23 protein-coding genes and 2 tRNA genes are annotated in these 25,532 nt (G+C 70.0%); 16 read left to right on the top strand and 9 right to left on the bottom strand.

The features are described from left to right. Nucleotides 1–20: 20 nt before the first annotated feature. Nucleotides 21–1,112 carry a PDZ domain-containing protein gene (locus ACFVXA_RS06130; RefSeq protein WP_362027280.1) on the top strand — a complete coding sequence of 364 codons (1,092 nt, stop codon included), beginning with the start codon at nt 21–23 and terminating at the stop codon, nt 1,110–1,112. Nucleotides 1,113–1,188: 76 nt separating this feature from the next. Here ACFVXA_RS06130 and ACFVXA_RS06125 read toward each other — a convergent pair whose 3' ends face one another. Then, a complete protein-coding gene (locus tag ACFVXA_RS06125) occupies nt 1,189–1,731 on the bottom strand; it encodes a PPA1309 family protein (RefSeq protein ID WP_362027283.1) in 543 nt (180 codons plus the stop codon). Between the two features lie 164 nt (nt 1,732–1,895). Between ACFVXA_RS06125 and ACFVXA_RS06120 the strand changes: the two genes are divergently transcribed. From ACFVXA_RS06120 to ACFVXA_RS06105, 4 genes are all read left to right on the top strand, one after another. Further along, nucleotides 1,896–4,814, top strand: a complete 2,919-nt coding sequence (locus tag ACFVXA_RS06120; RefSeq protein ID WP_362027516.1) for a UPF0182 family protein — start codon at nt 1,896–1,898, stop codon at nt 4,812–4,814. Between the two features lie 43 nt (nt 4,815–4,857). Further along, nucleotides 4,858–4,931, top strand: a tRNA-Met gene (locus ACFVXA_RS06115). A gap of 230 nt (nt 4,932–5,161) precedes the next feature. Continuing rightward, a complete protein-coding gene (locus ACFVXA_RS06110) occupies nt 5,162–7,021 on the top strand; it encodes a sel1 repeat family protein (RefSeq protein ID WP_383737548.1) in 1,860 nt (619 codons plus the stop codon). A 306-nt stretch (nt 7,022–7,327) separates the two neighbouring features. After that, nucleotides 7,328–7,401: transfer RNA gene (locus ACFVXA_RS06105), tRNA-Met, on the top strand. Nucleotides 7,402–7,599: 198 nt separating this feature from the next. On the opposite strand, the gene ACFVXA_RS06100 is transcribed toward ACFVXA_RS06105, so the two are convergent. Next, nucleotides 7,600–8,016, bottom strand: a complete 417-nt coding sequence (locus tag ACFVXA_RS06100; protein ID WP_362027289.1) for a Fur family transcriptional regulator — start codon at nt 8,014–8,016, stop codon at nt 7,600–7,602. A 142-nt stretch (nt 8,017–8,158) separates the two neighbouring features. On the opposite strand from ACFVXA_RS06100, the gene ACFVXA_RS06095 reads away from it, so the two are divergent. Then, on the top strand, nt 8,159–9,610 hold the full coding sequence (locus tag ACFVXA_RS06095) for a catalase (protein ID WP_389464680.1): 1,452 nt from the start codon (nt 8,159–8,161) through the stop codon (nt 9,608–9,610). 140 nt (nt 9,611–9,750) lie between these two features. Here the strand turns inward: ACFVXA_RS06095 and ACFVXA_RS06090 are convergent, their stop codons facing one another. Further along, the gene (locus ACFVXA_RS06090) at nt 9,751–10,143 is read right to left on the bottom strand and encodes a CBS domain-containing protein (RefSeq protein ID WP_362027295.1); all 393 of its coding nucleotides are present in this window, start codon (nt 10,141–10,143) and stop codon (nt 9,751–9,753) included. A 404-nt stretch (nt 10,144–10,547) separates the two neighbouring features. Beyond that, nucleotides 10,548–11,348, bottom strand: coding sequence for a histidinol-phosphatase (gene hisN / locus ACFVXA_RS06085; RefSeq protein WP_362027298.1), 801 nt, complete (start codon nt 11,346–11,348; stop codon nt 10,548–10,550). 350 nt (nt 11,349–11,698) lie between these two features. Between hisN and ACFVXA_RS06080 the strand changes: the two genes are divergently transcribed. Beyond that, nucleotides 11,699–12,304, top strand: a complete 606-nt coding sequence (locus ACFVXA_RS06080; RefSeq protein ID WP_383737814.1) for a TetR/AcrR family transcriptional regulator — start codon at nt 11,699–11,701, stop codon at nt 12,302–12,304. Between the two features lie 37 nt (nt 12,305–12,341). Here the strand turns inward: ACFVXA_RS06080 and ACFVXA_RS06075 are convergent, their stop codons facing one another. Continuing rightward, entirely contained in the window at nt 12,342–13,466 is a 1,125-nt protein-coding gene (locus ACFVXA_RS06075; RefSeq protein WP_390023974.1) for an ABC transporter family substrate-binding protein, read from the bottom strand. Here ACFVXA_RS06075 and ACFVXA_RS06070 point away from each other — a divergent pair. After that, nucleotides 13,413–13,796: a hypothetical protein gene (locus ACFVXA_RS06070; protein WP_390023972.1), complete on the top strand. Its 384-nt coding sequence runs from the start codon at nt 13,413–13,415 to the stop codon at nt 13,794–13,796. The genes ACFVXA_RS06075 and ACFVXA_RS06070 overlap by 54 nt on opposite strands. Before the next feature lie 104 nt (nt 13,797–13,900). On the opposite strand, the gene ACFVXA_RS06065 is transcribed toward ACFVXA_RS06070, so the two are convergent. The 4 genes from ACFVXA_RS06065 to ACFVXA_RS06050 all read right to left on the bottom strand — a co-directional run bounded on the left by ACFVXA_RS06065 (nt 13,901) and on the right by ACFVXA_RS06050 (nt 17,911). Then, a complete protein-coding gene (locus ACFVXA_RS06065) occupies nt 13,901–14,224 on the bottom strand; it encodes a multidrug efflux SMR transporter (protein ID WP_362027310.1) in 324 nt (107 codons plus the stop codon). A gap of 145 nt (nt 14,225–14,369) precedes the next feature. After that, entirely contained in the window at nt 14,370–15,380 is a 1,011-nt protein-coding gene (gene rsgA, locus ACFVXA_RS06060; protein ID WP_362027313.1) for a ribosome small subunit-dependent GTPase A, read from the bottom strand. Between the two features lie 16 nt (nt 15,381–15,396). After that, nucleotides 15,397–16,737 carry a 3-phosphoshikimate 1-carboxyvinyltransferase gene (aroA, locus tag ACFVXA_RS06055; RefSeq protein WP_362027316.1) on the bottom strand — a complete coding sequence of 447 codons (1,341 nt, stop codon included), beginning with the start codon at nt 16,735–16,737 and terminating at the stop codon, nt 15,397–15,399. Between the two features lie 451 nt (nt 16,738–17,188). Continuing rightward, complete coding sequence (locus ACFVXA_RS06050; protein WP_362027319.1) at nt 17,189–17,911, bottom strand: M50 family metallopeptidase; 723 nt, start codon at nt 17,909–17,911, stop codon at nt 17,189–17,191. Between the two features lie 50 nt (nt 17,912–17,961). On the opposite strand from ACFVXA_RS06050, the gene ACFVXA_RS06045 reads away from it, so the two are divergent. From ACFVXA_RS06045 to def, 8 genes are all read left to right on the top strand, one after another. Continuing rightward, nucleotides 17,962–18,777: an SOS response-associated peptidase gene (locus ACFVXA_RS06045; RefSeq protein WP_383902030.1), complete on the top strand. Its 816-nt coding sequence runs from the start codon at nt 17,962–17,964 to the stop codon at nt 18,775–18,777. A 140-nt stretch (nt 18,778–18,917) separates the two neighbouring features. Further along, complete coding sequence (locus ACFVXA_RS06040) at nt 18,918–19,550, top strand: alpha/beta family hydrolase (protein ID WP_390023969.1); 633 nt, start codon at nt 18,918–18,920, stop codon at nt 19,548–19,550. Nucleotides 19,551–19,805: 255 nt separating this feature from the next. After that, nucleotides 19,806–20,489: an RNA polymerase sigma factor SigR gene (gene sigR, locus ACFVXA_RS06035; protein WP_028802044.1), complete on the top strand. Its 684-nt coding sequence runs from the start codon at nt 19,806–19,808 to the stop codon at nt 20,487–20,489. After that, nucleotides 20,486–20,788 (top strand): mycothiol system anti-sigma-R factor, encoded by a 303-nt coding sequence (gene rsrA / locus ACFVXA_RS06030; RefSeq protein WP_362027329.1) that lies wholly within the window; start codon nt 20,486–20,488, stop codon nt 20,786–20,788. The genes sigR and rsrA overlap by 4 nt, the downstream gene beginning before the upstream one ends. 160 nt (nt 20,789–20,948) lie before the next feature. Continuing rightward, nucleotides 20,949–22,322: an HD-GYP domain-containing protein gene (locus ACFVXA_RS06025; RefSeq protein WP_362027332.1), complete on the top strand. Its 1,374-nt coding sequence runs from the start codon at nt 20,949–20,951 to the stop codon at nt 22,320–22,322. Continuing rightward, on the top strand, nt 22,319–23,617 hold the full coding sequence (locus tag ACFVXA_RS06020) for an HD-GYP domain-containing protein (protein WP_383902033.1): 1,299 nt from the start codon (nt 22,319–22,321) through the stop codon (nt 23,615–23,617). The genes ACFVXA_RS06025 and ACFVXA_RS06020 overlap by 4 nt, the downstream gene beginning before the upstream one ends. Before the next feature lie 153 nt (nt 23,618–23,770). Further along, nucleotides 23,771–24,751 (top strand): hypothetical protein, encoded by a 981-nt coding sequence (locus ACFVXA_RS06015; RefSeq protein ID WP_362027335.1) that lies wholly within the window; start codon nt 23,771–23,773, stop codon nt 24,749–24,751. Between the two features lie 85 nt (nt 24,752–24,836). Further along, nucleotides 24,837–25,487 carry a peptide deformylase gene (gene def / locus ACFVXA_RS06010; RefSeq protein ID WP_383902036.1) on the top strand — a complete coding sequence of 217 codons (651 nt, stop codon included), beginning with the start codon at nt 24,837–24,839 and terminating at the stop codon, nt 25,485–25,487. Nucleotides 25,488–25,532 lie beyond the last annotated feature (45 nt).

Genomic DNA, 25,532 nt, shown 5'->3' with positions numbered 1-25,532 from the left:
CCGTCCCGTACTGTCGTTCCATGCCACGCCGCACCGCGACGATGCTCGCCTCCACTCTGATCCTGATCGCGCTTCTGTGCGCGGGAGTGTTCATCAAAGTGCCGTACTCGGAGATGTCACCGGGTCCCACGGTGAACACGCTGGGCGAGCACGACGGCGAGCCGGTGCTGCAGATCTCCGGGCACAAGACGTATCCGACCACCGGCCACCTGAACATGACCACGGTCCGGGTCACCAGTGCCGACTACAACATGAACCTCGTAGAGGCCGTGTACGGATGGCTCGCGCACGACAACAAGGTCGTGCCGCACGACACCCTCTACCCGGACGGCAAGACCGAACAGCAGTCGACGCAGGAGAACGCCGAGGAGTTCAGCCAGTCCCAGGAGAGCGCGAAAGTGGCCGCTCTGAAGGAGCTGAACATCCCGGTGAAGTCCTGGGTGATCGTCTCCACCGTCCTCAAGGGCTCCCCGGCCGAGGGCAGGCTGCACGCCGGAGACGTCATCAAGGCCGTCGACGGTACGACGGTGAAGGCGCCCGGCGACGTCGCGAAGCTGGTCACCAAGCACAAGCCGGGCGACAAGGTCGTCTTCACGATCGTGCCCGCCAAGGACCAGGCCGCCGCCGAGAAGGAGAACAAGACGGCGACCGCCACCAAGGACGTCGCGATCACCACGACGAAGTCCAGCGACGGCGGTACGGACCGGGCGATCGTCGGGATCTCGGCCGGGACCGACCACACGTTCCCGTTCGGCATCGACATCAAGCTCGCCGACGTCGGCGGACCGAGCGCCGGCCTGATGTTCGCGCTCGGCATCGTGGACAAGCTCACGCCGGGGAACCTCACCGGCGGCCACTTCGTGGCCGGAACCGGCACGATCGACGACAGTGGCAAGGTCGGCCCGATCGGCGGCATCGAGATGAAGACCGTCGGCGCGCGCGAGAAGGGCGCCCAGTACTTCCTGACGCCCAAGGACAACTGCTCCGCCGCCGCCAAGGACACCCCCAAGGGCCTCACGCTCGTCAAGGTCGACACCATCGACGACGCGATGAGCGCCCTCAAGGACATCAGCGCCGGCAAGACGGCCGATCTGCCGAAGTGCACGTCCTAGGCTGAGCCGAGCCGCTCGCACGTCGAGGGGGGCGCGTCCGAAAACGGGCGCGCCCCCCTCGACGTAGCCGCAGAAGTCAGTCCGCGAACGTCGCCGACAGCGCCTCCGCCAGGCCCGGCACCAGCTCCGACCCCGTGAGCACCTCGGTCGGCGCGTCCTTCTCGCGCAGGCGCAGCGCCGAGTCGCGGGTGCCGTCGCGCAGCACGCCGACCGTCATCCGGACCTCCTGGCGGTCCGGATGCTCGGCGACCCACCGCGCGAGCTTCTTGTCGCTCAGGCCCTCCGGGACGGAGGCCTCCGCGGACGGCGGCAGCATCAGCCGCTCCACGGTGAGCGCGCAGCCGACCACGGCGTCGGGCCAGGCGATGGTGCCGAGGAACTCGTCCAGCGGCTTGTCTGCAGGGATCTCGTCCTGCTCGATGGGGGTGAGACCGGTGGTCTCCTGCTCGTCCTGCAGGCCGAGCTGGGCGGCGAGGCCCGGTTCCTGGGCCCGCAGCCGTGCGGTGTCTACGAGGGCGAAGAGGCGAGCGGGCTGGTCCCAGCCGAGGCCGGAGGCGTACTCGTCGATCTCGAGTACGGCCCGGGTGAGCGGGCTCGCTGCCATGGGAGTGTTGGACATGGTCACAATCCTGCCTCGTTCGTACCCGGAACCGGGAACCGAGTAAAGCGTGAGTAAGTTGCATAGATGAGGCTCCACGATCACGGAGCCTTACGGACGGTCCACCATCACGGGGACCTGACGGATCAACAGCGAACTTCGAGGTGCGCACCTTGGCTTTCCAGATGCCGGACCGCGGCGGAGGCCCGACGGGGCCACGGATCAGAGTGGGCCGACCGTCCCGGCGGGTCCGGACCCTGCTCATGACACTGGGCGTGCTGGCCGTGCTGGCCATGGCCTTCGTCATGTTCGCGGGGTTCTGGACGGACTGGCTTTGGTACCGGTCGGTTCACTACTCGTCCGTGTTCACCACCACACTCTGGACCAAGATCGGGCTCTTCTTCGTCTTCGGTCTGCTGATGGCGGCGGCGGTCGGCGTGAACATCTGGCTGGCGCACCGGCTCCGCCCGCCGCTGAGCGCCATGTCGATGGAGCAGCAGAGCCTCGACCGGTACCGGATGGGCATCGCGCCCTACAAGAGGTGGCTGCTGTTCGGCATCACCTCCCTGGTCGGGCTGATCGCCGGCGCGTCCGCCTCCGGCCAGTGGCGCACATGGCTGATGTGGGTGAACGGGGTGCCCTTCCACCAGAAGGACCCCCAATTCCACCTCGACGTCGCCTTCTACGCCTTCGATCTGCCCTGGTACCGGTTCCTGCTCGGCTTCGGCTTCGCCGCCGCCGTGCTCTCGCTGATCGCCGCCGCGCTCACCCACTACCTGTACGGCGGACTGCGGATCACCAGCCCCGGGGCGCGCGCCACCGGGGCGGCCACCGGTCATCTCTCCGTGCTCCTCGGCATCTTCGTCGCGCTGAAGGCGGTCGCCTACTGGCTCGACCGGTACGGACTCGCGGTGAAGTCCAGTGACTTCAAGGCGACCGGCAACTGGACGGGCCTCAGGTATGTCGACGCGAACGCGTATCTGCCGGCCAAGACGATCCTGTTCTGCATCGCCGTCATCTGCGCGCTGCTCTTCTTCGCCACCCTGTGGCGGCGCACCTGGCAGCTGCCCGTCATCGGCTTCGGCCTGATGGTGCTCTCGGCGATCCTCATCGGCGGTCTGTACCCGGCGATCGTCCAGAAGTTCCAGGTCCAGCCGAACGAGCAGGCCAAGGAAGCGCCGTACGTCGAGAAGAACCTCAAGGCGACCCGCGAGGCGTACGGGATCGACGGCACCGACGTGACGGACTACTCGGGCACGAGCGACACCACGGACAAGACCAAGCTGCGCGACGACGCCGACACCGCCGCGAGCATCCGGCTGATGGACCCGAACGTCGTGTCGCCGACCTTCCAGCAGCTCCAGCAGGTGCGGAACTACTACGGCTTCCCGTCGAACCTGGACGTCGACCGCTACACCAAGGACGGCAAGGACCAGGACACGGTCATCGGACTGCGCGAGCTGAACCTCGCCGGCATTCCGAAGAACAACTGGATCAACGACCACTTCCGCTACACACACGGATACGGCGTCGTCGCGGCCAAGGGCACCACGGCCGACAGCGAGGGACGCCCGGTCTTCACCGAGTACAACCTGCCGTCCAAGGGCGACCTGGGCACGTACCAGCAGCAGATCTACTACGGCGAGAAGACCACCCAGTACTCGATCGTCGGCGGTCCCCAGAAGGAGATCGACTACTCCGACGACAGCGGTGAGAAGACCACCAGCTACAAGGGCAACAGCGGGATCAGCCTCTCCAGCCCGATCAACCGGGCCGCGTACGCGGTGGCGTTCGGCGAGCCGCAGATCCTGTACTCCGGCGCGATCGGGGAGGGCTCGCGGATCCTCTACAACCGCACCCCCAAGGAGCGGGTCGAGGCGGTGGCCCCCTGGCTCACCATCGACGGCGACGCCTACCCGGCCGTGGTCGACGGGAAGATCCAGTGGATCGTCGACGCCTACACCACCACCAACGGCTATCCGTACGCCTCCCGTACGACCCTGGGCGACACGACGGCCGACTCGTTGACCGCCAACAACAACCAGCGCGCGGTGGTGGCCCAGCAGAACCAGGTCAACTACATCCGCAACTCGGTGAAGGCGACCGTCGACGCGTACACCGGTGAGGTCAAGCTCTACCAGTGGGACACCAAGGACCCGGTCCTGAAGACCTGGATGAAGGCGTTCCCGAACACGGTGAAGTCCAAGAGCTCGATCTCACCGGCGCTGATGGCCCATCTGCGGTACCCGCAGGACCTGTTCAAGGTCCAGCGCGAGCTGCTCACCCGCTATCACGTGAAGGACGCCCAGACGTTCCTCAGCGGCAGTGAGGTGTGGCAGATCCCGGACGACCCGACCAACAAGTCGGGCGACGCAGTGCCGCCGTACTACCTGAGCATGAAGCTGCCGGGCGAGACGTCCCAGGTCTTCTCGCTGACGACGACGATGACGCCGAACGGCCGGGACAACCTCAGCGCCTTCATGTCCGTCAACGCCGAGGCGGGCACGAGCGACTACGGCAAGATCACCATTCTGAAGCTGCCGACGGGCAAGACCATCGACGGACCCAAACGGGTGGCCAGCCAGTTCAACTCCGAGCCGTCCATCGCCGAATCGATCAGCCTGCTGGAGAGAGGCGACTCCAAGGTCGAGTACGGCAATCTGCTGACGGTTCCCCTCGACGGAGGACTGCTCTACGTGGAGCCCGTCTACGTACGCGGTGGTGACCTCAAGTACCCACTCCTGCGCAAGGTGTTGGTCACCTACGGCGGCAGTACGGCCTTCGAGAGCACGCTCGACGAGGCGCTCAACAAGGTCTTCGGGACGACCAGTTCGACCAGCCCGCCGGCCGACGAGGGCACGAAGAATCCACCCACGTCGAGCAACCCGACGGTCCAAGAGGCGCTGACCGACGCCCAGAAGGCCTTCGATCAGGGACAGGAAGCCCTGAAGAAGGGCGACTGGAAGGCGTACGGCCAGGCGCAGAAGGATCTTGAGGACGCGCTGAAGCGGGCCGAGGACGCGCAGGCCAAGGCCGGCAAGACCAGCGGAAACGGTGGCAGCGGCAACAGCAAGTCCAGCGACAAGAGCTCCGGCGGCGGCTGAGTCAGGAGCCATCCCGCGCCGTGGTACGGTTGCAACACAACGGCGCGGGGTGGAGCAGCTCGGTAGCTCGCTGGGCTCATAACCCAGAGGTCGCAGGTTCAAATCCTGTCCCCGCTACTGAAGTCGAAGGCCCGGATCCTGATCAAGGATCCGGGCCTTCGGCATGTGCGAACGACGCGCCGAGCCACCCTTGGTGACCTGGCGACTCATGTGAAGTGCTGTTTCATGCGGGGGGAGTTGGGTGATCTGTGTTTGACTTGTCTCTCTGTGGGCATGTCGACAAAACGCTGAAGTGACCTCACTGACTGCGGTATACCAGGTGTACCCAGGTTGCAGGTGGTGCGACGATGGACGTTATGGGGGACAAGGCAACTCTGTTGGATACAGGGCGGTTTGCGCAGCCTGCCGACTTTGTGCAGCCTGCGGATCTCACGCAGCCTTCCGACCGGGACGAAACCGGCGAGGCTGCCGAGGAAGCACGCCAGCGGCTCGCCGCCGAAGCCGGCGACGTCGAGGCGATGAGCGTCCTCGGCGCCATGCTGCTGCGCCGCGGCGATCTCGACGGAGCCGAGCCCCAGCTGCGCGCGGCCACCGCCGCCGGTGACCGCGCCGCCGCCAACAATCTGGGTGTCCTCCTGCACCAGCGCGGTTACCCCGACGAGGCCGCCGGGTGGTGGCGGATCGCCGCCGTCGCGGGCTCCGCGGCCGCCGCGCACGCGCTCGGACGGCACCACCGTGAGCGCGGCGACGAACCGGCCGCCGAGTACTGGCTGCGCCAGTCCGCCGAGCAGGGGCACGCCCTCGGCGCGTACGCGCTCGCCGATCTGCTGGAGCACCGCAGTGACGTGGGCGCCGAGCAGTGGATGCGGGCCGCCGCCGAGCGCGGGCACCGCGAGGCCGCCTACCGACTGGCGCGGACGCTTGATCGCAAGGCCGCGGACGCGGGGCCGACCGGTGCCGACAACGGTGTCATGGGTGTCATCGGCGCCGCCGGTGAAGAGGCCGAGCAGTGGTACCGGCAGGCCGCCGCACGCGGGCACCGGCGGGCCGCGCTGCACCTCGGGGCGATCCTGGAGAAGCGCGGCCACCTCAAGGAGGCCGGCCGCTGGTATCTGACGTCCGCCAAGGACGGCGAGGCGCGGGCCGCGTGCGCGCTCGGGTTCCTGCTGCGGGACGCGGGGGACACGGAGAGCGCGGCCGTGTGGTGGCTGCGGGCCGCCCAGCACGGTGACGGCAACGCCGCCAACGCGCTGGGGGCGCTGCACGCCGAGCGCGGTGAGACGCAGACCGCCGAGCGCTGGTACCGGGCCGCGATGGACGCGGGCGATGTGAACGGGGCGTACAACCTCGGGCTGCTCTGTGCCGAGCAGGGGCGGACCGCGCAGGCTGAGCAGTGGTACCGGCGGGCCGCGTACGCGGGGCACCGGGAGGCGGCGAACGCGCTGGCCATTCTGCTGCTTCAGGTCGGGGACTCGGCCGGGGCCGAGCCGTGGTTCTCCAAGGCCGCGGAGGCCGGGAGCGTCGACGCCGCGTTCAACCTCGGGATCCTGCACGCCGGACGCGGGACCGAGGAGGACGACGCGGCCGCGCTGCGGTGGTACGAGCGTGCCGCCGCCGACGGGCACACCGAAGCGGCCCTCCAGGTGGCCATCGCGCTGCTGCGGGAGGGGGACGAGGCGGCGGCCGAGCGGCATCTGCGGTGCGCGGCGGGGGGTGGCAGCGCTGAGGCCGCCTACCGGCTCGCCGCTGTGCTCGACGCGCGCCGGCCGCCGGCGCCCGCGCATGAGCTGGGGGAGCCCGCACAGGAGAAGAGCGAGTGCGAGGAGTGGTACGAGCGGGCGGCGTCCCAGGGGCACCGGCGGGCGCAGGTGCGGGTCGGAATGCTCGCCGCCGCGCGGGGCGATGTCGTGGAGGCTGCCCGGTGGTACCGGGAGGCGGCGGAGGCCGGGTCCCGGAACGGGGCGTTCAACCTCGGGCTGCTGCTGGCTCGGGAGGGGAGCGAGCCCGAGGCCGCGCTGTGGTGGACGCGGGCCGCGGACGCGGGGCACGGGCGTGCGGCGCTTCGGCTGGCGCTGGTGTACGCGCGGCGGGGGGAGCTGGCGGAGGGGCAGCGATGGGCTGACCGGGCCGTATCGCTCGGGCCTGCCGAGGTGGCTGAGCGGGCCGCTCGGCTGCGGGATGCCTTGCGGGAGGAGCTGTCGGCGTGACGATTGCTCTGCGCTGGGTGCGGGGCGGGGTTGAGCTGGGCTGAGCCGGGCTGAGGTTGGTCGGGGCTGAGCCGGGCTGAGGTCGGGGCTGAGCTGAGGTTGGCTGGCCGGGCTGAGCTGAGGTCGGGGTCGGGGCTGGGGTTGTTCGCCCCCTCCGCCCCTTCCCGTCCCGTGTCTGGGGGCTCCGCCCCCGGGCCCCCGTGCCGGCCTGGCTGCCTCGTCCTCAGGTGCCGGACGGGCGTCACTGGACGGGCTTCAAGGGATTTGCGCTGGTCGGCACGGTTGACGTAGTGTTCAGTTTGTCGACGCGGGGTGGAGCAGCTCGGTAGCTCGCTGGGCTCATAACCCAGAGGTCGCAGGTTCAAATCCTGTCCCCGCTACTGAAACCGAAGGCCCGGATCCTGATCATGGATCCGGGCCTTCGGCATGTTCGGTGCCGGTGCCGGTGCCGGTGCCGGTGCCAGTGGCAGTGGCAGTGGCACCGGCAGTGTCGGTGTGCGGACGGAGCCGGCGGCGGCAGTGAAAAGCCCCGGCATCTTCGGATGCCGGAGCTTTCTCGTGGTTCCCGCGCCCGCGTCTTACGCTGCTGCGCAGTTCGGGCAGACGCCTCGGTAGGTGACCTCTACGTCCTTGACCGCGAAGCCGAAGCGCTCCGAGTCGGGGAGGTCGGCCAGCGGGTTGCCGTTCGGATGGACGTCGCGGATCGCGCCGCACTGGGCGCAGACCAGGTGGTGGTGCGGGCGGTGCGCGTTCGGGTCGTACCGCTTGGCGCGCTTGTCCGTCGCCACTTCCAGCACCTCGCCGAGCGAGACCAGCTCACCCAGCGTGTTGTAGACGGTCGCCCGGGAGATCTCGGGCAGCTTGGCCACGGCCCTCGCATGCACCTCGTCGGCCGTCAGATGGACGTGCTCGCCGTCGAGGACCTCGGCCACGACACGCCGCTGTGCGGTCATGCGCCATCCGCGTCCGCGCAGTCGTTCCAACAGGTCACTCATACAGACCAGCCTAACAGCAAGGGGACCAGATCCCGAATGGGTGTGACTTTGGAGCTGTACTTGACTTAGACAAAGTCCATTGTAGGATCGAGTTCGGCATTGGCCGAGGACAGGACTTGCACGAATGACGCAGGAGGCGCACGTGACGCAGGGACCGCTTACGACGGAGGCCGGCGCGCCGGTTGCCGACAATCAGAACAGCGAGACCGCGGGCGTCGGCGGCCCGGTGCTCGTTCAGGATCAGCTGCTTCTCGAGAAGCTCGCCCACTTCAACCGTGAGCGCATTCCGGAGCGCGTCGTGCACGCCCGTGGCGCGGGCGCCTACGGCACCTTCACGGTCACCGCCGATGTCACGAAGTACACGCGCGCCACCTTCCTCTCCGAGGTCGGCAAGCAGACCGAGACCTTCCTGCGGTTCTCGACCGTGGCCGGCAACCTCGGTTCCGCGGACGCCGTCCGTGACCCCCGTGGCTGGGCGCTGAAGTTCTACACCGAAGAGGGCAACTACGACCTCGTCGGCAACAACACCCCGGTGTTCTTCATCAAGGACGCCATCAAGTTCCCCGACTTCATCCACACGCAGAAGCGCGACCCGTACACCGGCTCGCAGGAAGCCGACAACGTGTGGGACTTCTGGGGGCTGTCGCCCGAGTCCACGCACCAGGTGACCTGGCTCTTCGGCGACCGCGGCATCCCCGCCTCGTACCGCCACATGAACGGGTACGGCTCGCACACGTACCAGTGGAACAACGAGGCCGGCGAGGTCTTCTGGGTCAAGTACCACTTCAAGACCGACCAGGGCATCAAGAACCTCACCCAGGCCGAGGCCAACGTCCTCGCCGGTGAGGACCCGGACAGCCACCAGCGTGACCTCCGCGAGGCCATCGACCGGGGCGACTTCCCGTCCTGGACCGTGCAGGTGCAGATCATGCCGGCGGCCGAGGCGGCGAACTACCGCTTCAACCCGTTCGACCTCACCAAGGTGTGGCCGCACGAGGACTACCCGCCGATCGAGATCGGCAAGCTGGAGCTCAACCGCAACCCGGAGAACGTCTTCGCCGAGGTCGAGCAGTCCGTCTTCTCGCCGGCGCACTTCGTGCCGGGTATCGGACCCTCGCCCGACAAGATGCTGCAGGGCCGGCTCTTCGCCTACGGGGACGCGCACCGCTACCGCGTCGGCATCAACGCCGACCATCTGCCGGTGAACCGCCCGCACGCCACCGAGGCGCGCACCAACTCACGGGACGGCTTCCTGTACGACGGCCGCCACAAGGGCGCCAAGAACTACGAGCCGAACAGCTTCGGTGGCCCGTTCCAGACGGACCGGCCGTTGTGGCAGCCGATCCCGGTCACCGGTGTCACCGGCGACACCGCGGCGCCGGTCCACGCCGAGGACAACGACTTCGTGCAGGCCGGCAACCTCTACCGCCTGATGTCCGAGGACGAGCAGGGGCGTCTGATCGACAACCTGGCGGGCTTCATCGCGAAGGTCTCTCGCGATGACATCGCCGACCGCGCGATCAACAACTTCCGCCAGGCGGACGGTGACTTCGGCAAGCGGCTGGAGGCCGCGGTCCAGGCCCTGCGCGGCTGACATCCGGCACCGGAACGCTGGAACGCTTGTCGTAGGTGGCGGGCCGGGATCCCTCGGGATTCCGGCCCGCTTGCGTGCTCAGATGGTCCGGTAGTCCGGCGTGCTCGGACTGCCTGGCGTGACCAGGCCGGCCGGCGTGCTCAGGCCGGTACGTGCTGCCGCACCGGTGCCCAGCAGCGGATGATGTCGCGGACCGAGACGATGCCGACCGGGCCGCTTCCGTCGAGCACGATCAGGTGGCGGAAGCCACCGTGCGACATCGCCGTCGCGGCCTCCTCCAGGGTCCAGGCGGGGGCGGCGAAGACGACGTCGGTGGTCGTGTGGGTGCCTGCTGTCTCGGTGTCGGGGTTCTGGCCCAGGGCGAGTGAGTTGAGGATGTCGCGTTCGGTGAGGATGCCGAGCCCCGACGAGTCTTCGTCGTAGACGACGGCCGCGCCTACGCGGCGCGTGGACATCAGGCAGGCCGCCTGGCGGAGGGTGTGTGCCGGGCCGATGGTGAGGACCACCGTGCTCATGGCGTCGCGGACGAGCATGGGCTGGAGCCACCTCCTTGGTGAAGCGCCAAGAGAAGCGATTCACAAGTTCACAAGTGGGGGGACTTTCAGGGTCGCAGTTAAAGGGAGAGTCAACAAGGGGGCGCGTGCGGTGACTTCGGGGGCGTGCGGGGGTTACTCAGGAGCCGCAGGTCAGTGGGGGGTGCTCACGAGGCCCCTGTGCGGTTCGTCGCGATCGGTGTCGGTCTCGTCGCGATCAGTTGCCGGTCTCGTCGCGGTCAGTACTGATCAAACGTCGCTCAGTGCCGAGTAGGTCGCGTTCAGCGTTGAGTACGCAGGACGACCCGCACAGCGGTGAGCACGTACGACCCGCTCGGCGGTGAACGCGTACGACCCGCTCGGCGCTGAGACCGAGCCGCGTTTCGCGCTCGGTACCGCTGCCCTCAGTACCGCTGGTTGAGATAACCCAGCATCTCGTCGTGGAGGATGCCGTTCGACGCGGCCGCGTTGCCGCTGTGCGGGCCCGGGCGGCCGTCGAGGCCGGTGAAGGAGCCACCCGCCTCGGTCACGACGATCGCGTTCGCCGCCATGTCCCAGAGCGAGAGCTCGGGCTCCGCGCAGATGTCGACCGAGCCCTCGGCGACCATCATGTACGGCCAGAAGTCGCCGTATCCGCGGGTGCGCCAGACGGCCTTCGTGAGGTCGAGGAAGCCGTCGAGGCGGCCCTGGTCCTCCCACCCGGAGAGCGACGAGTACGCGAACGACGCGTCGGCCATCCGCGAGACACGGGAGACCTGGAGGCGGGACGCGGAGGAGAGGCTGCGTCCGGTGAACGCGCCGTGCCCCTTCGAGGCCCACCAGCGGCGGCCCAGCGCGGGGGCGGAGACGACGCCGACGACCGGCTGGTAGCCGCCCTCGCTCGCCTCCATCAGGGAGATGAGCGTGGCCCAGACGGGGACGCCGCGTACGTAGTTCTTGGTGCCGTCGATCGGGTCGATGACCCAGCGGCGGGGGCCCGTGCCCTCGATGCCGTACTCCTCGCCGAGGATCGCGTCGCGGGGGCGCGCTCGCTGGAGCTGGCCGCGGATGAGTTCCTCGGCGGCCTTGTCCGCCTCGCTCACCGGCGTCATGTCCGGCTTGGTCTCGACCTTGAGGTCGAGTGCCTTGAACCGGGCCATCGTCGCGGCGTCGGCGGCGTCCGCCAGGACATGGGCGAGGCGCAGGTCATCGCGATAGTCGGGCATGAGTGAACCGTATCTGCCCGGCTCACGCCACGGCCACACGGCCTCGGGATCATCCTGGACACGTTCGCGGGGCGCACGGCCTCGGGATCATCCAGGGCACGTTCGCGGGGCGCACGGCCTCGGGATCGTCCTGACCGCGTGCTCGCGGCGCACGGCCTCGGGATCGTCCCGGACGCGTTCACGGGCCGCCGGCCTCGGGATCATCCTGGACACGTTCGCGGGGCCGGTTCGGGGCGGCCGGGCCGCGCGCGCGGCCCGGCGTACGCCCCTCCGTGACGCCGCGAACCCTTGACAGTGACTCTGTGCGCGTCAAATCTGAGCTGCAGAGTCGCTCGCCCAGGGAGGCGATGATGCCTGCAGCGCGGGAATCCCTCTTGGACGCCGCCTATACGGCGCTTGCGCGTCGGGCGTGGTCTGCGGTGCGGATGGTCGATGTGGCCGCCGTGGCCGGAGTGTCACGCCAGACGCTCTACAACGAGTTCGGGAGTAAAGAGGGGCTTGCGCGGGCCCTGGTGCGGCGGGAGGCCGACGCCTATATCGCGGGGGTCGAGCGGGCGCTCGCCGCGCACGCCGACGCGCGGGAGCGGCTGGTCGCGACCGCCGAGTGGACCGCTTCGGCGGCGCGCAGCAATGCGCTGGTACGTGCGATGCTGACCGGCTGCTGGAGCGAGCGGCTGCCGTCGCCGACGCTCTCGCCGGTGCCGTCCTCGTCCGCGGTGCCCGCGCAGCGGCGGGCCGACGGGCCGTTGCCGTCGCCTGCCGACTTCGTGGCACTGGTGCGCGACCGGGCGGTGGCCTCGCTCGCCCCGTCCACGGCGGACGGGGCGGAACTGGCCCGTTCCTGCGAGCTCGTCGTCCGTCTGGCGCTGTCCTGTGTGGCGGCGCCGCCGAGTGAGGGCGGGGTCACGGACCTGGTGAAGGCCGCGCTGCCCCCGCCCCGCCGGCTCGGTGTCTGAGGCGTTTGGGGCGTCTGAAGCGTCTGAACTCACCGCCTCACTTCTTCAGCCAGCCGACCTTCGTGAAGGCGTCGTCGGCGAGCCCGCCCGCGCCGTAGTTGGCGAGGTTCGAGCGGACGGCGAGGACCTGGGGCCGCTGATAGAGCGGGATGGAGTGGCCGAGGGCCCAGATCTTGGTGTCGGCCTGGTTGTAGAGCTTGGCCTGCTCGGTCGGGTCGGTGATCTCGCCCGCCTGCTTGAGGAGGGCGTCGATCTCCGGTGAGCCGACCGAACCGTAGTTCTCGTACAGGTTCTTGCCCGCGGCCTGGCGGTAGATCGGGTACGCCTCGGAGCGGAAGACCTGGTCGACCCAGCGGAAGCTGACGAGGTCGAAGTTGCCGATGGTGACGTACTTGGAGAAGTAGTCGTTCGACGGGACCTTTTTGATCGAGATCGTGATGCCCACCGCCGCGAGCTGCGCCTGGATCAGTTCGGCCTGGTCCTCCTGGGCGGAGGTGCTGCCCGCGCTGAGGGTGTAGGTGAGGGCGAGCTGCTTGCCGTCCTTCGCGCGTGTGTCGCCCTTCAGCTTCCAGCCGGCCTCGTCGAGGAGCTTGCCGGCCGCGGCGGTGTCGTACGTGCCGTACTTCCCGGAGTTGTCCTGGTAGCCGGCCTGGTTGGGCATGAAGAAGTGGCTGCCGTACGTCTTCAGTTGGTCCGGGAGGTCCTTGCCGAAGGCGGTGGCGACGGCCTTGCGGTCGATGGCGTGCTGGATCGCCTGGCGGACCCGGAGGTCCTTGAGCGGGCCGCGAGCGCCGTTCAGCGTGATGTGCACCTCGTCCCAGCGGGCGCCGGTGCGGATGTCCGTGCCGACGGCCTTCGCGAGCCGCTTGTAGTCCTCGGGGAGGATCGCGGAGGCGTAGTCGATCTCCTTGTTGAGGTACGCGTCCGTCCAGGCCGTGTAGTCCAGGGCGCGGAAGACGATCGAGTCCAGCTTGGGCTTCGTACCCCACCAGTTCGGGTCGGGGACCGCGGTGATCGTCTGGGCCGTCTTGTCGTACGAGGAGATCCTGAAGGCGGCTCCGGTGACCGGGATCTTCCGATCGCGGGGACGGCCGACCGGGTGGCGGTCATGTACGAGGGCAAGGTGGTGGAGTCGGGGGCGGCCGTCGACGTCTTCGGCCACCCCCGGGAGCCGTACACCCGGAAGCTGCTCGGCGCCGTGCCCCGGCTGGACGACGCCCGGCCCCGTGCCGAACTTCCCCCCGGCGAGCCGGTGTTGAAGGTGCGCGGGCTCACCAAGACCTTCCCGCTCCTCAAGGGTGGCGTCTTCAAGCGGCGGGTCGGCAGTGTGTACGCCGTCGACGGCGTCGACCTCGACATCCGGCGCGGGGAGACCCTCGCCAGCCGGGGACCAGCCGAGTCCGACCGAGCGGCACGAGGGGTGCCCGTTCCGGGCGCGCTGCCCGCTGTACGCCGAACTCGCGGACGGCGAGCGCAAGCGGTGCGTCCATGACGTGCCCGTCCTCGAAGGGGACGGGGCGGCGTGCCACTTCCCGCAGGTACGGGAGGTGATCTGATGCGGCGTCGGCGTGCCGAGTCCAGCCGTGTCCAGCGGACTCAGTGGGCGGAACCCGACAGCTGCAGCCCGATGACGCCCATGATGACGAAGCTGATCGAGACGATCTTGAGCGTCGACACCAGGTCGCCGAGGAAGATCATGCCGTAGATGGCGGTGCCGGCCGCGCCGATGCCGGTCCACACGGCGTACGCCGGGCCGACGTCGAGCTTCTTCAGGGAGAGGGTCAGCAGACCGAAGCTGCCGAGCGCGAAGACGCAGAACGCGACCGTCGGCCAGAGTCTGGTGAAGCCGTGCGAGAGTTTCAGACAGACGGCGAAGCCGGTTTCGAGCAGTCCCGCCACAACGACCAGCAGCCACGCCATGTCTTGTCCTCCCGCGTCCGCACGTCGACTGCTTCGTCTGGCTCTGGTCTTTTGCCTCTGGCCTCGGTCCGGCTTGGTGCGATTATGCATTTACCGACAGGCGGCGGACGCAAACAACGCGGAGGTCAGGCGGAGACAGTCGGTGTCAGTCGCCCTCGTGCCGCTCCCGCGTCGCGAGCAGCCTGCGCAGGGAGTAGAGGCGGGCGGGGTCCGCGTGACCGTCCGCCACCCACTGGTCGAGCGCGCAGTCCGGCTCGTCGTGACTGCACGCGCGCGGGCAGCCCTCGGTGCCGGGCTCCAGGTCCGGGAAGGCCTTGATGACACGGGACGGGTCCACGTGGTGCAGGCCGAAGGAGCGGACGCCCGGGGTGTCCACGACCCAGCCGGCCTCTTCGGGCAGCGGGATCGCGCGCGCCGACGTGGTGGTGTGCCGGCCGCGCCCGGTGACGGCGTTGACGACTCCGGTGCTGCGCCGCCTGTCCAGCGAGACCAGCGCGTTGACCAGCGTCGTCTTGCCGACGCCCGAGTGCCCGACGAACGCCGTGATCTTGCCGTCCAGCTGCTTGCGTACGCGCTCCACCGCCTCGCCGCTCTCCAGCTCCTCGCGGCTGGTCACGACGTAGGGGACGCCCAACGCCCCGTACATCTCCAGGAGTTCGTCGGGCGGGGCCAGGTCCGACTTGGTGAGGACGAGGAGCGGGCTGAGGCCGCCGTCGTACGCGGCGACCAGGCAGCGGTCGATCAGGCGAGGGCGCGGCTCGGGATCGGCGAGCGCGGTGACGATGGCGAGCTGGTCGGCGTTGGCGACGACCACGCGCTCGTACGGATCGTCGTCGTCGGCCGTGCGGCGCAGCACGGAGGTGCGTGGCTCGATGCGGACGATGCGGGCGAGGGTGTCCTTCTTGCCGCTCAGGTCCCCGATGATGGCCACCCGGTCGCCGACCACGGCTGCCTTGCGGCCCAGTTCGCGGGCCTTCATCGCCATCACGACGCGGTCGTCGACCAGGCAGGTCAGACGGCCCCGGTCGACGGTGAGGACCATGCCCTCGACCGCCTCCTCGTGCTTGGGGCGGATGTTCGTACGCGGACGGTTGCCCTTGCGGTTGGGGCGCTGGCGGATGTCGTCCTCGTCGGTGTGCTTGCCGTAACGGCGCATGATCCCGGTCCGCCCGTCAGTTCCCGAGCATTCCGGCCCACATGTCCGGGAAGTCCGGCAGCGTCTTCGCCGTCGTCGCCACGTTCTCGATCTGTACGCCCTCCACCGCCAGGCCGATGATCGCGCCGGCGGTGGCCATGCGGTGGTCGTCGTACGTGTGGAAGATCCCGCCGTGCAGCCGGCGCGGGCGGATGTGCAGGCCGTCGGCGGTCTCGGTGACGTCGCCGCCGAGCTCGTTGATCTCCTTGGTGAGCGCGGCCAGCCGGTCCGTCTCGTGCAGGCGCAGGTGGGCCACGCCGCGCAGGGTGGACGGGGAGTCGGCGAGCGCCGCGACGGCCGCGATGCCGGGGGTCAGCTCACCGACCTCGCCGAGGTCCACGTCGATGCCGTGGATCGCACCCGAACCGGTGAACTCCAGTCCGCTGTCGGTCAGTTCGCAGGAACCGCCCATCTCGGTGAAGATCTCCCGCAGCTTGTCACCGGGCTGGGTGGTGCGCGCGGGCCAGTCGGGGACGACGACCGTGCCGCCGGTCACCAGGGCCGCCGCCAGGAACGGCTGCGCGTTCGACAGGTCCGGCTCGATGATCAGGTCGCGGCCGAGCAGGGCGCCCGGTGTGACCCGCCAGACGTTCGGCTCGCCGCCCGACTCCGGGGTGTCCACCTGGGCGCCGACCGCGCGCAGCATGTCGACCGTCATCCGGATGTGCGGCATGGAGGGAAGGGTGGAGCCGATGTGGCGGACCTCCACCCCCTGGTTGAAGCGCGGTCCGGACAGGAGGAGGGCGCTCACGAACTGGGACGAGGAGGACGCGTCGATCTCCACCGGGCCGCCGTCCAGGGCACCGCCGCCGTGCACGGTCAGCGGCAGCGCGCCCCGGCCGTCGTCGTCGATCCGGGCGCCGAGCAGACGCAGCGCGTCGATCACGCCGTTCAGGGGGCGCTCGTACGACCGCGGGTCGCCGTCGAAGCGGATGGGGCCGTCGGCGAGCGCGGCGACCGGGGGCAGGAAGCGCATCACGGTGCCGGCGTTGCCGACGTCGACCGTGGCCGGGCCGTGCAGACCCGAGGGGATGACCCGCCAGGCCTCGCCGGAGGCGTCCGGGCCCACCGCGACCGTGGAGCTGGACGCCACGGTCTCCTCGATGCCCACGCCCATCGCGCGCAGCGCGCCCGCCATCAGCAGCGTGTCGCGGGAACGCAGCGGGCGGCGCAGCCAGCCGGGCTCGGAGGCCAGGGCGGCCAGCACGAGGGCCCGGTTGGTGACCGACTTGGAACCCGGCACGTGGACCGTCGCGTCGACGGCTCCGCTCGCGTGCGGGGCGGGCCAGAGGGCGGTGTGGGCGGGGTTCGCGGTCATGGGCCCCACTTTAGTGGGGGTTCGCTCGGCGGCTCGCTCCGCTGTGTCCGGACAGGGAACGGGGGCGTTTCCTGGGCGCGGGTCCGTTGTGGCTGGTGGGGGAACGGGGGCGTTTCCTGTCCGCTGGTCCGTTGTGGCTGGTGGGGGAACCGGGGCGTTTCCTGTCCGCTGGTCCGTTGTGGCTGGTGGGGGAACCGGGGCGTTTCCTGTCCGCTGGTCCGTTGTGGCTGGTCGGGGACTGGGGGCGTTTCCTGTCGCGTGTCCGTTGTGTCTGGTCGGGGACCGGCGGCATCTCCTGACCGCCCGTCCGTTGTGGCTGGTCGCGGAACGGGGGGCGTTTCCTGGTCGCCGGTCCGTCGTGGCTGGTCGCGTGCGGCTGGTCGCGGCTGCGCGGCGTAGCCGCGTGTGCCGCAGCCCCGCGCCCCTTCGGGGCGTTCCTGTGCGGGGCGCCTCAGACGTCCAGGAGCCACCTGCCCCCACCGAGCAGCGAACACAGTGACACCGCGTGGAACAGGAACAGCCACAGCCCCGCCGGTACGTGCGTCAGGCGCGACAGCTGGTCCGCGTCCGAGTCGCCCGCGCCGCCCCGCATCCGCTTGGCCTGGAGTTCGAAGGCCGGGCGGACGCCTCCGAGCAGCAGGAACCACACCACGGCGTACGCGAACGCCGCCTGCACCTGGGGACCGGCGAGCCAGGAGACCAAGAGGAAGATGCCGCCGGTGACGATCACGGTGAGTGCCCCGTACGCGTTGCGGATCATCACCAGCATCACGATGAGCAGGGCCGTGGCCAGCCACAGCAGCAGGGTGATGCGGCCCGCGCCGAGGAGGGCCGCGCCGCCCAGGCCGAGCAGCGGGGGAGCGGTGTAGCCCGCGGCGGCGGTGAGGATCATGCCGAGGCCGGTGGGCTTGCCACGGCTGACGGTGAGGCCGCTGGTGTCCGAGTGCAGCCGTATGCCACTGAGGCTGCGACCGGTGAGCAGGGCGACCAGGCCGTGGCCGCCCTCGTGCGCGATGGTGATGGCGTTGCGGGAGACGCGCCAGACGCCGTGCGGGACGATCACCGCGAGCGCGGCGACCATGGTGGCGATCACCACCCACAGGTCGGGGTCCGGCTGAGTGCCGGAGACCTGGTCCCAGAGGCTCGCCAGCGAGGTGGATGCGGTGCTGCCCATTGTCGTCGGTGGCTCCCTCTGTGGTCGCGGAATCTGGCAGTGTGGCACGTATGTGCGGACGGTATGCAGCGAGTCGTGGGCCCGAGGATCTCGCAGGAATCTTTGAGGTCGAGAAGTGGGAGCCCGAAGAGACCTTGGCTCCCGACTACAACGTGGCCCCGACCAAAGAGGTCTACGCCGTCCTCGACCGCCCCCTCAAGGACGCGGACAGCCCGAAGCCGGTTCGCCAGCTGCGCACGCTCAAGTGGGGGCTCGTCCCGTCCTGGGCCAAGACGCCCGAGGGCGGCGCCCGGATGATCAACGCCCGAGCCGAGACCGTGCACGAGAAGCCCTCGTACCGCCGGGCCTTCTCCACCCGGCGCTGCATCATCCCCGCCGACGGCTATTACGAGTGGGTCACCGGGGCCGACGAGCGCGATCTGGAGGTCGAGGGCAAGAAGAAGCGGCCGCGCAAGCAGCCGTACTTCGTGACGCCTGCGGACGGTTCGGTCTTCGCGATGGCCGGCCTGTACGAGTTCTGGCGGGACCGGACGCTGCCCGACGATCATCCGGGGGCGTGGTGGGTGACGTGCTCGGTGATCACGACCGAGGCGGAGACGTCGCCGCTCGCGGTGGCGCCGGCGGAGGGGCCGCATGCCTTGGCGGACATTCATCCTCGGATGCCGCTGATGCTGACACCGGACCGGTGGGACGCGTGGCTCGATCCCTCCCGCACGGACGTCGACGACCTCCGTGGGCTGCTTGTGGCGCCCCCTGCCGGACTGATGCGGGCGTACCCCGTCTCCACGGCGGTCAGCAACGTCCGTAACAACGGGCCGGAGCTTCTGAAGGAGCTGGAGGGGCCGGAGGCGGGGACGCTGTTCTGAGGGTGCGGGTCGCCGTAGGCGTGGGGCCTGAAGTCGGGGTGGGGCGCGTGCCCGGCACGGTTCGGGGTGTCCTGTACCCATCCGTGCCGCCCCAGGGGCGCGATGGCCCACAGCCGCGACGGCTGCGACACCATGGTTGTGTGACGCACACCGAGACAGTCGAAACCGACGCGGGGAGCGCCCGTGTCACCTGGCACGCCGCCGAGAAGGCGCGGCTTGTCCTTGCCGTCGGTCATGGGGCCGGGGGCGGTGTAGAGGCGCGGGATCTTCAGGCGCTGGCGGCGGTGATGCCCGGTCACGGCGTGAGTGTCGCTCTCGTCGAGCAGCCCTGGCGGGTGGCCGGGAAGAAGGTGGCGCCCGCGCCGAAGACCCTGGACGTGGGCTGGCGGGGGGTGTGGCCCGCGCTGGTGAAGCCCGGGCTGCCGGTGGTGTCGGGCGGGCGGAGTGCCGGGGCGCGGGTCGCCTGCCGGACCGCCGGCGAACTCGGTGCCGTCGCCGTCCTCGCGCTCAGCTTTCCCTTGCATCTGCCCGGTAAGCCCGAGAAGTCCCGCGCCGACGAGCTGCTCGGGGCCGGGGTGCCTACGCTGGTCGTACAGGGAGGCAATGATCCGTTCGGGAAGCCGGAGGAGTTCCCGAAGGGGGCGTACGAACTGATCGAGGTGCCGTACGGCGATCATGGCTTCGCCGTTCCGAAAAGGGCCCCGATCGGGCAGGACGAGGCCCTGACGATCATCACCGACGGTGTCGTGAAGTGGACCGCGTCACTCGGGTGACACCCGGGAATGTGGAGTGACGGACATCTGTTGTGCCGAGCAGACAGCACGGAGCGTGCTGGACCGTTCGTACGAGAGGAAGTCCGCCGCATGGGTTCGACCATCTGCCCGAGCCGCAGTAGCCGCGCTGACCTGGACTGGACGGTGCTGCACGCGGCCAAGAACGCCCCTATTCGGGCGGCGGGTGGACCGGATGTTCGTCTATCCTCCGATTCCAGTGGGACCGGTCTCGGTCTCACGACAACGCTGGAGGAGGTGGGTCCGGTCACTGGGACCGACGCAGGGACCGAACACGGCCAGGCGGAGCAGCCCGAGGGCCAGGGCACGAGCACGGAGTCGTCCGCCGAGCGCACCGCGCGCTTCGAGCGGGACGCGCTCGAATTCCTCGACCAGATGTACTCGGCCGCCCTGCGCATGACGCGCAACCCGGCCGACGCCGAGGACCTGGTGCAGGAGACGTACGCGAAGGCGTACGCGTCCTTCCACCAGTTCCGCGAGGGCACCAACCTCAAGGCGTGGCTGTACCGCATTCTCACCAACACCTTCATCAACTCGTACCGCAAGAAGCAGCGCGAACCCCAGCGCAGCGCGGCCGAGGAGATCGAGGACTGGCAGCTGGCGCGTGCCGAGTCGCACATGTCGACGGGTCTGCGCTCCGCCGAGTCGCAGGCGCTCGACCACCTGCCTGACTCGGACGTGAAGGCTGCGCTGCAGGCGATCCCCGAGGAATTCCGCATCGCCGTCTATCTCGCGGACGTCGAGGGCTTTGCGTACAAGGAGATCGCGGACATCATGGGGACACCCATCGGTACGGTGATGTCCCGGCTCCACCGTGGACGTCGCCAACTGCGCGGCATGCTCGAGGACTACGCGCGTGACCGCGGGCTGGTTCCGGCCGGCGCCGGAGAGTCGAACGAAGCGAAAGGCTCGGGCTCATGAGCTGCGGAGAGCCGCACGAGACGGATTGCAGTGAGGTACTCGACCACCTCTACGAGTTCCTCGACCATGAGATGCCGGACGCGGACTGCACCAAGTTCGAGGTGCACTTCGAGGAGTGCTCCCCGTGCCTGGAGAAGTACGGCCTGGAGCAGGCCGTGAAGAAGCTGGTCAAGCGCTGCTGCGGGCAGGACGACGTGCCCACGGATCTGCGCGCCAAGGTCATGGGCCGCATCGATCTGATCCGCTCCGGACAGGTCGTGCCGGAGCATGACGTGACGGCTACGGCACACGAGTCCTGAAGCCGGCGCGGGGCTCCCCAACTCCGGTTGCGGATCGTCCGCTTATCACCCGAACGTGCTAATCCGCGGGCTCTGACCCCGCGGATTCGGCCATACCCGTCCCCGTGCCGCCCCCGCCGTCCTAGGCTCCGGAGCCTGATGTCGGGGAGGGGACGAGGAGATGGGGTCGGTGCCGGCCGGGGCCCGGGTGTACGTGGCCTGTGTCGTTCTCGGGGCCCTCGCCTGTCTGGCTCCCCTGCCGCACCTCCGCGTTCCGTGGTGGGTGGTCGCACTGCTCGCCGTGCTGTACGCAGGGTGCGAACGGATCACGCTGCCCCGTGGGCCCAGGGGAGCGGGCGCCCCCGGCCGGGACGTCGGTGACGCCCCCAGGGGTATGGGCACCTTCCTCCCCGTGCTGCTCGCCGGGGCCTTTCTGCTGCCGCCCCCCGCCGCCGCGCTCGTCGCCCTGCCCGGGGCCCTGCTCACCCGGGTCGAACAGCGGCCGCGCCGACTGCGCAGGGTCTGGCGTGCGGCTCAGCTCGCCGTCGCGATCTGGGCGGCCTCCCGGGTGCACTGGGCGCTGGACGGCCGGAACGCGGTGGTCGCGCCGCACTTTCCGTACGCGCTGCTGCCCGCCGGGGCCGCCGTGCTGACGTTCTGCCTGGTGCTGGCCGTCCTCGACGGCGGGATCCTGGCGCTCGCCGAGCGGGTGCCGGTGCGGAGCGCCTGGCGCGGGCTCTTCGCGCGCTCCCTCGCTCCCGTCGCCGTGCACGGGCTGGCCGGCCTGATGATGGCGGTGCTGTGGCGGAGCCCCTACGGGCCCGTCGCCGCGCTGCTCGTGCTGTTGCCGATGTACGTGTCCTGCTGGGTGTTCGCGCAGTACCACCGGGAGCGGGCCGCCCACCAGGCCACCATTCGCGCGCTCGTCCAGGCCGTCGACATCAAGGACGGATACACCCGCGGGCACAGCGAGCGGGTCGGGCAGGCGTCCATGATGATCGCCCGGGAACTGGGCATGGACGACGAGCGCGTCGAAGTGCTGCGCTTCGCCGGGATTCTGCACGACGTGGGCAAACTGGGCGTCCCCACGCGGCTGTTGCGCAAGGACGGCCCGCTGACCCCCGAGGAGCGGCGGGTCATCGAGCTGCATCCCGAGTACGGGCACGAGATGGTGCGGGGGATCGGATTCCTCGGGGAGGCCCGGTCGGCGATCCTCCATCACCACGAGCGGCTGGACGGGAGCGGATATCCGTACGGGCTGGTGGGGCGGCAGATCCCGGAGTTCGCCCGGGTGGTGGCCGTGGCCGACGCGTTCGACGCGATGACGTCCACGCGGTCCTACCGGCGGGCTCGGCCGGTGCCCGCCGCGCTGGAGGAGCTGGAGCGGTGTGCCGGGGCCCAGTTCGATCCCGGGATGGTGCGGGCGCTGGCGCGGGCCTTGTCGCGGTGGGGGTGGCGTCCCGCCGTCACGGCGGACAGCTGTACGCCGCCTCGCGACGAGGTCTACCCGCCCGCTCCGCCCCTTCCCGGTCGGCTGGAAGGGCGTCCGACATGAGCAGCGCCGCTTCGCCGCGAGGGTTACCCGCTCGCTCCGCCCGTTTCCGATTGGCCGCGAGGGCACCCGGAATCCTCACCTCCGTCCGTGCCTTCACCCTTCTCCTCACCCTCCTCGCCCTCGCCGACACCCTCTGGCACGGCCTCGACGAGCGTGGGACCGCCCTTGCCTTCGGGCTCCTCATCGCTCTCGGCGAGCTCACCCGTTGGAGTGGTGCCGAGGAGCGGGAGTCGGCGCCGCTCGGCGCCGCCGGGGCGCTGTCCTACGCGTTGCTCGGGGAGAGCGCCGGGCAGCCCACGCACCACGGGGTTCTGCAGGTCGTCGCCGTCGTCGCCGCGGCCGCGCTGCTGGGATGCGTGCCGCACGTGGCCGGCGGACGGGGACCGACCGTCGACCACCTCACCCGACGGGTGCTGACCGTCGCGTTCGCCGCCGTCTGCTTCCAGCCCCTCTACAACCAGGGCAGGTTCCAGGAGTGGGGCGGTCCGGCGTACGCGCTGCTGGTGGTGACGCTGCTGATGCTCACCGCGCTGTGCGACGCGGTGCTCGCAGCGGCGATGGCGCACGCGCGGACCCGGTGGCCGTTCGGGCCGCTGCTGCGGGACGAACTGCGGGCACTGCTCGGGATCGGGTCGGCCGTGTGCGCGACCGGGGCCGTGATGTCGCTCGCCGTGGCGGTGGTCGGGCTCTGGGCGCTGCCCGTGTTCTCACTGCCCCTGCTTCTCACGCAGCTGTCCTTCCGGCGGTACGCGGCCGTGCGGGTCACCTACCGGCAGACCATCGCCTCCCTCGCACGGGCGACCGAGATCGCCGGGTACACCCCCGCGGGCCATGCCCGGCGGGTGGCCGTCCTCAGCGGGGAGGTCGGTCGGGAGCTGGGCCTGTCGGAGCCCGATCTGACCGTCCTGGAGTACGCGGCCCTCATGCACGACATCGGACAGCTGAGCCTGGTCGATCCCGTCCCCGCCGGGGCCACCTCCCCGCTCTCCGCCGACGAGCAGCGCCGGATAGCGCTCCTCGGCGGCGCCGTCGTCCGTCAGACCGGGGTGGACGCCGAGGTGGCCGTGGTGGTGGAGCGGCAGGCCGACCCGTACCGGGAGCAGCCGGTCACCGCGCGGATCGTGCGGGTCGTGAACGCATACGAGGAGATGGCCAGGGAAGCAGGCCCGGGAGGGCCGCTGACCGCCCTGGAGCGGCTGCGGCTGGGGACGGCCCGCGACTATCAGCCAGAGGTCGTGGAGTCCCTGGCCAGGGTCCTGTCGCGGCCCGGTCTGACCTTGCCTTCGGCTGGGTAACCCATGGGTAATGAGCGCCCGTCCGACCGTCCGTGGTTGGATGCCAGGGAGAGGGTGTTCGGGGGCACGGGCCGGCTCGTGGCTGCACTGTCTTCAAGGGACTCTTCAAAGGACCGGCAGGCGGGAATCGCAAGGAACTGGCAGGCGGGAATCGTGAGGATCTTCGGCAAGGGACGACACCGGCCCTCCGCCTCATGGCGGCAGGCCACCGACCGTGCGTTCACGCTGATCGGCGACGGCCGGTACGAGGACGCGGGAGCGCTGCTGACGCGCGCGGCGGACCTGGAGCCGTGGCTGTCCGAGTCCTGGTTCAACCTGGCCCTGCTGCACAAGTTCCGGCACGACTGGGAGCAGGCCCGCGCGGCGGGTCTCAGGGCCGTCGCGCTGCTCGACCGGGAGGCCGGAGCACCTGACTGGTGGAACGTGGGCATCGCGGCCACCGCGCTCCAGGACTGGCCGCTGGCCCGGCGCGCCTGGCAGGCGTACGGGCTGCGGGTGCCGGGCGGCGCCGCCGTCTCCGGTGAGCCCGTGGGCATGGACCTGGGCAGTGCGGCCGTACGGCTGTCTCCCGAGGGCGAGGCCGAGGTGGTGTGGGGGCGCAGGCTCGACCCCGCCCGCATCGAGGTGCTGTCCATTCCGCTGCCGTCCTCCGGGCGCCGCTGGGGCGAGGTCGTGCTGCACGACGGGGTCCCGCACGGCGAGCGGACCACCGCGGCCGGGCACGCCTACCCCGTCTTCGACGAGATCGAGCTGTGGGCGCCGTCACCTGTGCCCACCTGGGTGGTCCTCCTCGAGGCGGCCACCGAGGACGACCGGGACGCCCTGGAGCAGCTCGCGGCCGACGCCGGCTTCGCCGCCGAGGACTGGTCGTCGTCCGTACGGCTGCTGTGCCGGATGTGCTCCGAGTCGCGGATGCCCTCCGACGAGGGTGACGGCGAGCACCTCGACCCGCACGACCACAGCGAGCCCGGCCATCCGGGGCCGCTCGGCCACCGCACGGACGGGCAGTTGTGGGTGCCCGAGCGGGAGTGCGGGATCGCCGCGCCGGCCTCTCTGGTGCGCGGCCTGCTCGACGGCTGGGTCGCGGACAGCCCTGACTCCAGGGACTGGCGGGACCTCGAAGAGGTCTGTTAGCGCGGAGGCCTGCTGAGCGGTCCCGCAGCCCCCGTAGGCTGTATGGGCACCACACTCATGGATTCCAGGAAGGCATACGTCGGTCATGGCGCAGCAGGACACCGATCAGCAGCACGCGGGCGTGCTCCCCGTGGACGACGAGGGCTTCGTCATCGACACCGAGGACTGCGAGGAGCGCGAGGCGGCCTTCCGCGAGCGCGGCACCTCGCGGCCGATCACGGTCGTCGGGAACCCGGTGCTGCACAAGGAGTGCAAGGACGTCACCGAGTTCGGCGGCGAGCTGGACCAGCTGGTGGCCGACATGTTCGCCAGCCAGCGCACCGCGGAGGGCGTGGGCCTGGCCGCCAATCAGATCGGCGTCGACCTGAAGGTCTTCGTCTACGACTGCATGGACGACGAGGGCAAGCGGCACGTCGGTGTCGTCTGCAACCCCGTGCTGGTCGAGCTGCCGGCAGAGCAGCGCCGTCTGGACGACAGCAACGAGGGCTGCCTCTCGGTGCCGACCGCGTACGCGCCGCTGGCCCGCCCCGACTACGCCGAGGTCACCGGGCAGGACGAGAAGGGCAACCCGATCAAGGTGCGCGGCACCGGCTACTTCGCCCGCTGCCTCCAGCACGAGACGGACCACCTGTACGGATACCTGTACATCGACCGGCTCTCCAAGCGCGAGCGCAAGGACGCGCTGCGGCAGATGGCCGAGAACGAGCCCCGCTACCCCGTGGTCGCCAACGACTGAGTCAAAAAACGACAGTTGGGGCTCACGATCACTTGTGAGCCCGCG

It is taken from the genome of Streptomyces sp. NPDC058246, assembly GCF_042881985.1.
Taxonomy (GTDB): Bacteria; Actinomycetota; Actinomycetes; order Streptomycetales; family Streptomycetaceae; genus Streptomyces.
Note: the sequence above shows the minus strand (reverse complement) of the source record. Positions and strands in the feature narration are given on the sequence as shown.

Bases quoted from the DNA above. Each gene is read 5' to 3' on its own strand.
- ACFVXA_RS06025 (WP_362027332.1), top strand. From the start codon at position 20,949: ATGGGGTCGGTGCCGGCCGGGGCCCGGGTGTACGTGGCCTGTGTCGTT.
- ACFVXA_RS06120 (WP_362027516.1), top strand. From the start codon at position 1,896: ATGCCGGACCGCGGCGGAGGCCCGACGGGGCCACGGATCAGAGTGGGC.
- ACFVXA_RS06070 (WP_390023972.1), top strand. From the start codon at position 13,413: ATGTACGAGGGCAAGGTGGTGGAGTCGGGGGCGGCCGTCGACGTCTTC.
- rsrA (WP_362027329.1), top strand. From the start codon at position 20,486: ATGAGCTGCGGAGAGCCGCACGAGACGGATTGCAGTGAGGTACTCGAC.
- ACFVXA_RS06090 (WP_362027295.1), bottom strand. From the start codon at position 10,143: ATGCTCGTCCGCGACGCCATGAGCACGGTGGTCCTCACCATCGGCCCG.
- hisN (WP_362027298.1), bottom strand. From the start codon at position 11,348: ATGCCCGACTATCGCGATGACCTGCGCCTCGCCCATGTCCTGGCGGAC.
- ACFVXA_RS06110 (WP_383737548.1), top strand. From the start codon at position 5,162: ATGGACGTTATGGGGGACAAGGCAACTCTGTTGGATACAGGGCGGTTT.
- aroA (WP_362027316.1), bottom strand. From the start codon at position 16,737: ATGACCGCGAACCCCGCCCACACCGCCCTCTGGCCCGCCCCGCACGCG.
- ACFVXA_RS06130 (WP_362027280.1), top strand. From the start codon at position 21: ATGCCACGCCGCACCGCGACGATGCTCGCCTCCACTCTGATCCTGATC.
- ACFVXA_RS06020 (WP_383902033.1), top strand. From the start codon at position 22,319: ATGAGCAGCGCCGCTTCGCCGCGAGGGTTACCCGCTCGCTCCGCCCGT.
- ACFVXA_RS06080 (WP_383737814.1), top strand. From the start codon at position 11,699: ATGCCTGCAGCGCGGGAATCCCTCTTGGACGCCGCCTATACGGCGCTT.
- rsgA (WP_362027313.1), bottom strand. From the start codon at position 15,380: ATGCGCCGTTACGGCAAGCACACCGACGAGGACGACATCCGCCAGCGC.
- ACFVXA_RS06125 (WP_362027283.1), bottom strand. From the start codon at position 1,731: ATGTCCAACACTCCCATGGCAGCGAGCCCGCTCACCCGGGCCGTACTC.
- def (WP_383902036.1), top strand. From the start codon at position 24,837: ATGGCGCAGCAGGACACCGATCAGCAGCACGCGGGCGTGCTCCCCGTG.
- ACFVXA_RS06045 (WP_383902030.1), top strand. From the start codon at position 17,962: ATGTGCGGACGGTATGCAGCGAGTCGTGGGCCCGAGGATCTCGCAGGA.
- ACFVXA_RS06065 (WP_362027310.1), bottom strand. From the start codon at position 14,224: ATGGCGTGGCTGCTGGTCGTTGTGGCGGGACTGCTCGAAACCGGCTTC.
- ACFVXA_RS06100 (WP_362027289.1), bottom strand. From the start codon at position 8,016: ATGAGTGACCTGTTGGAACGACTGCGCGGACGCGGATGGCGCATGACC.
- ACFVXA_RS06050 (WP_362027319.1), bottom strand. From the start codon at position 17,911: ATGGGCAGCACCGCATCCACCTCGCTGGCGAGCCTCTGGGACCAGGTC.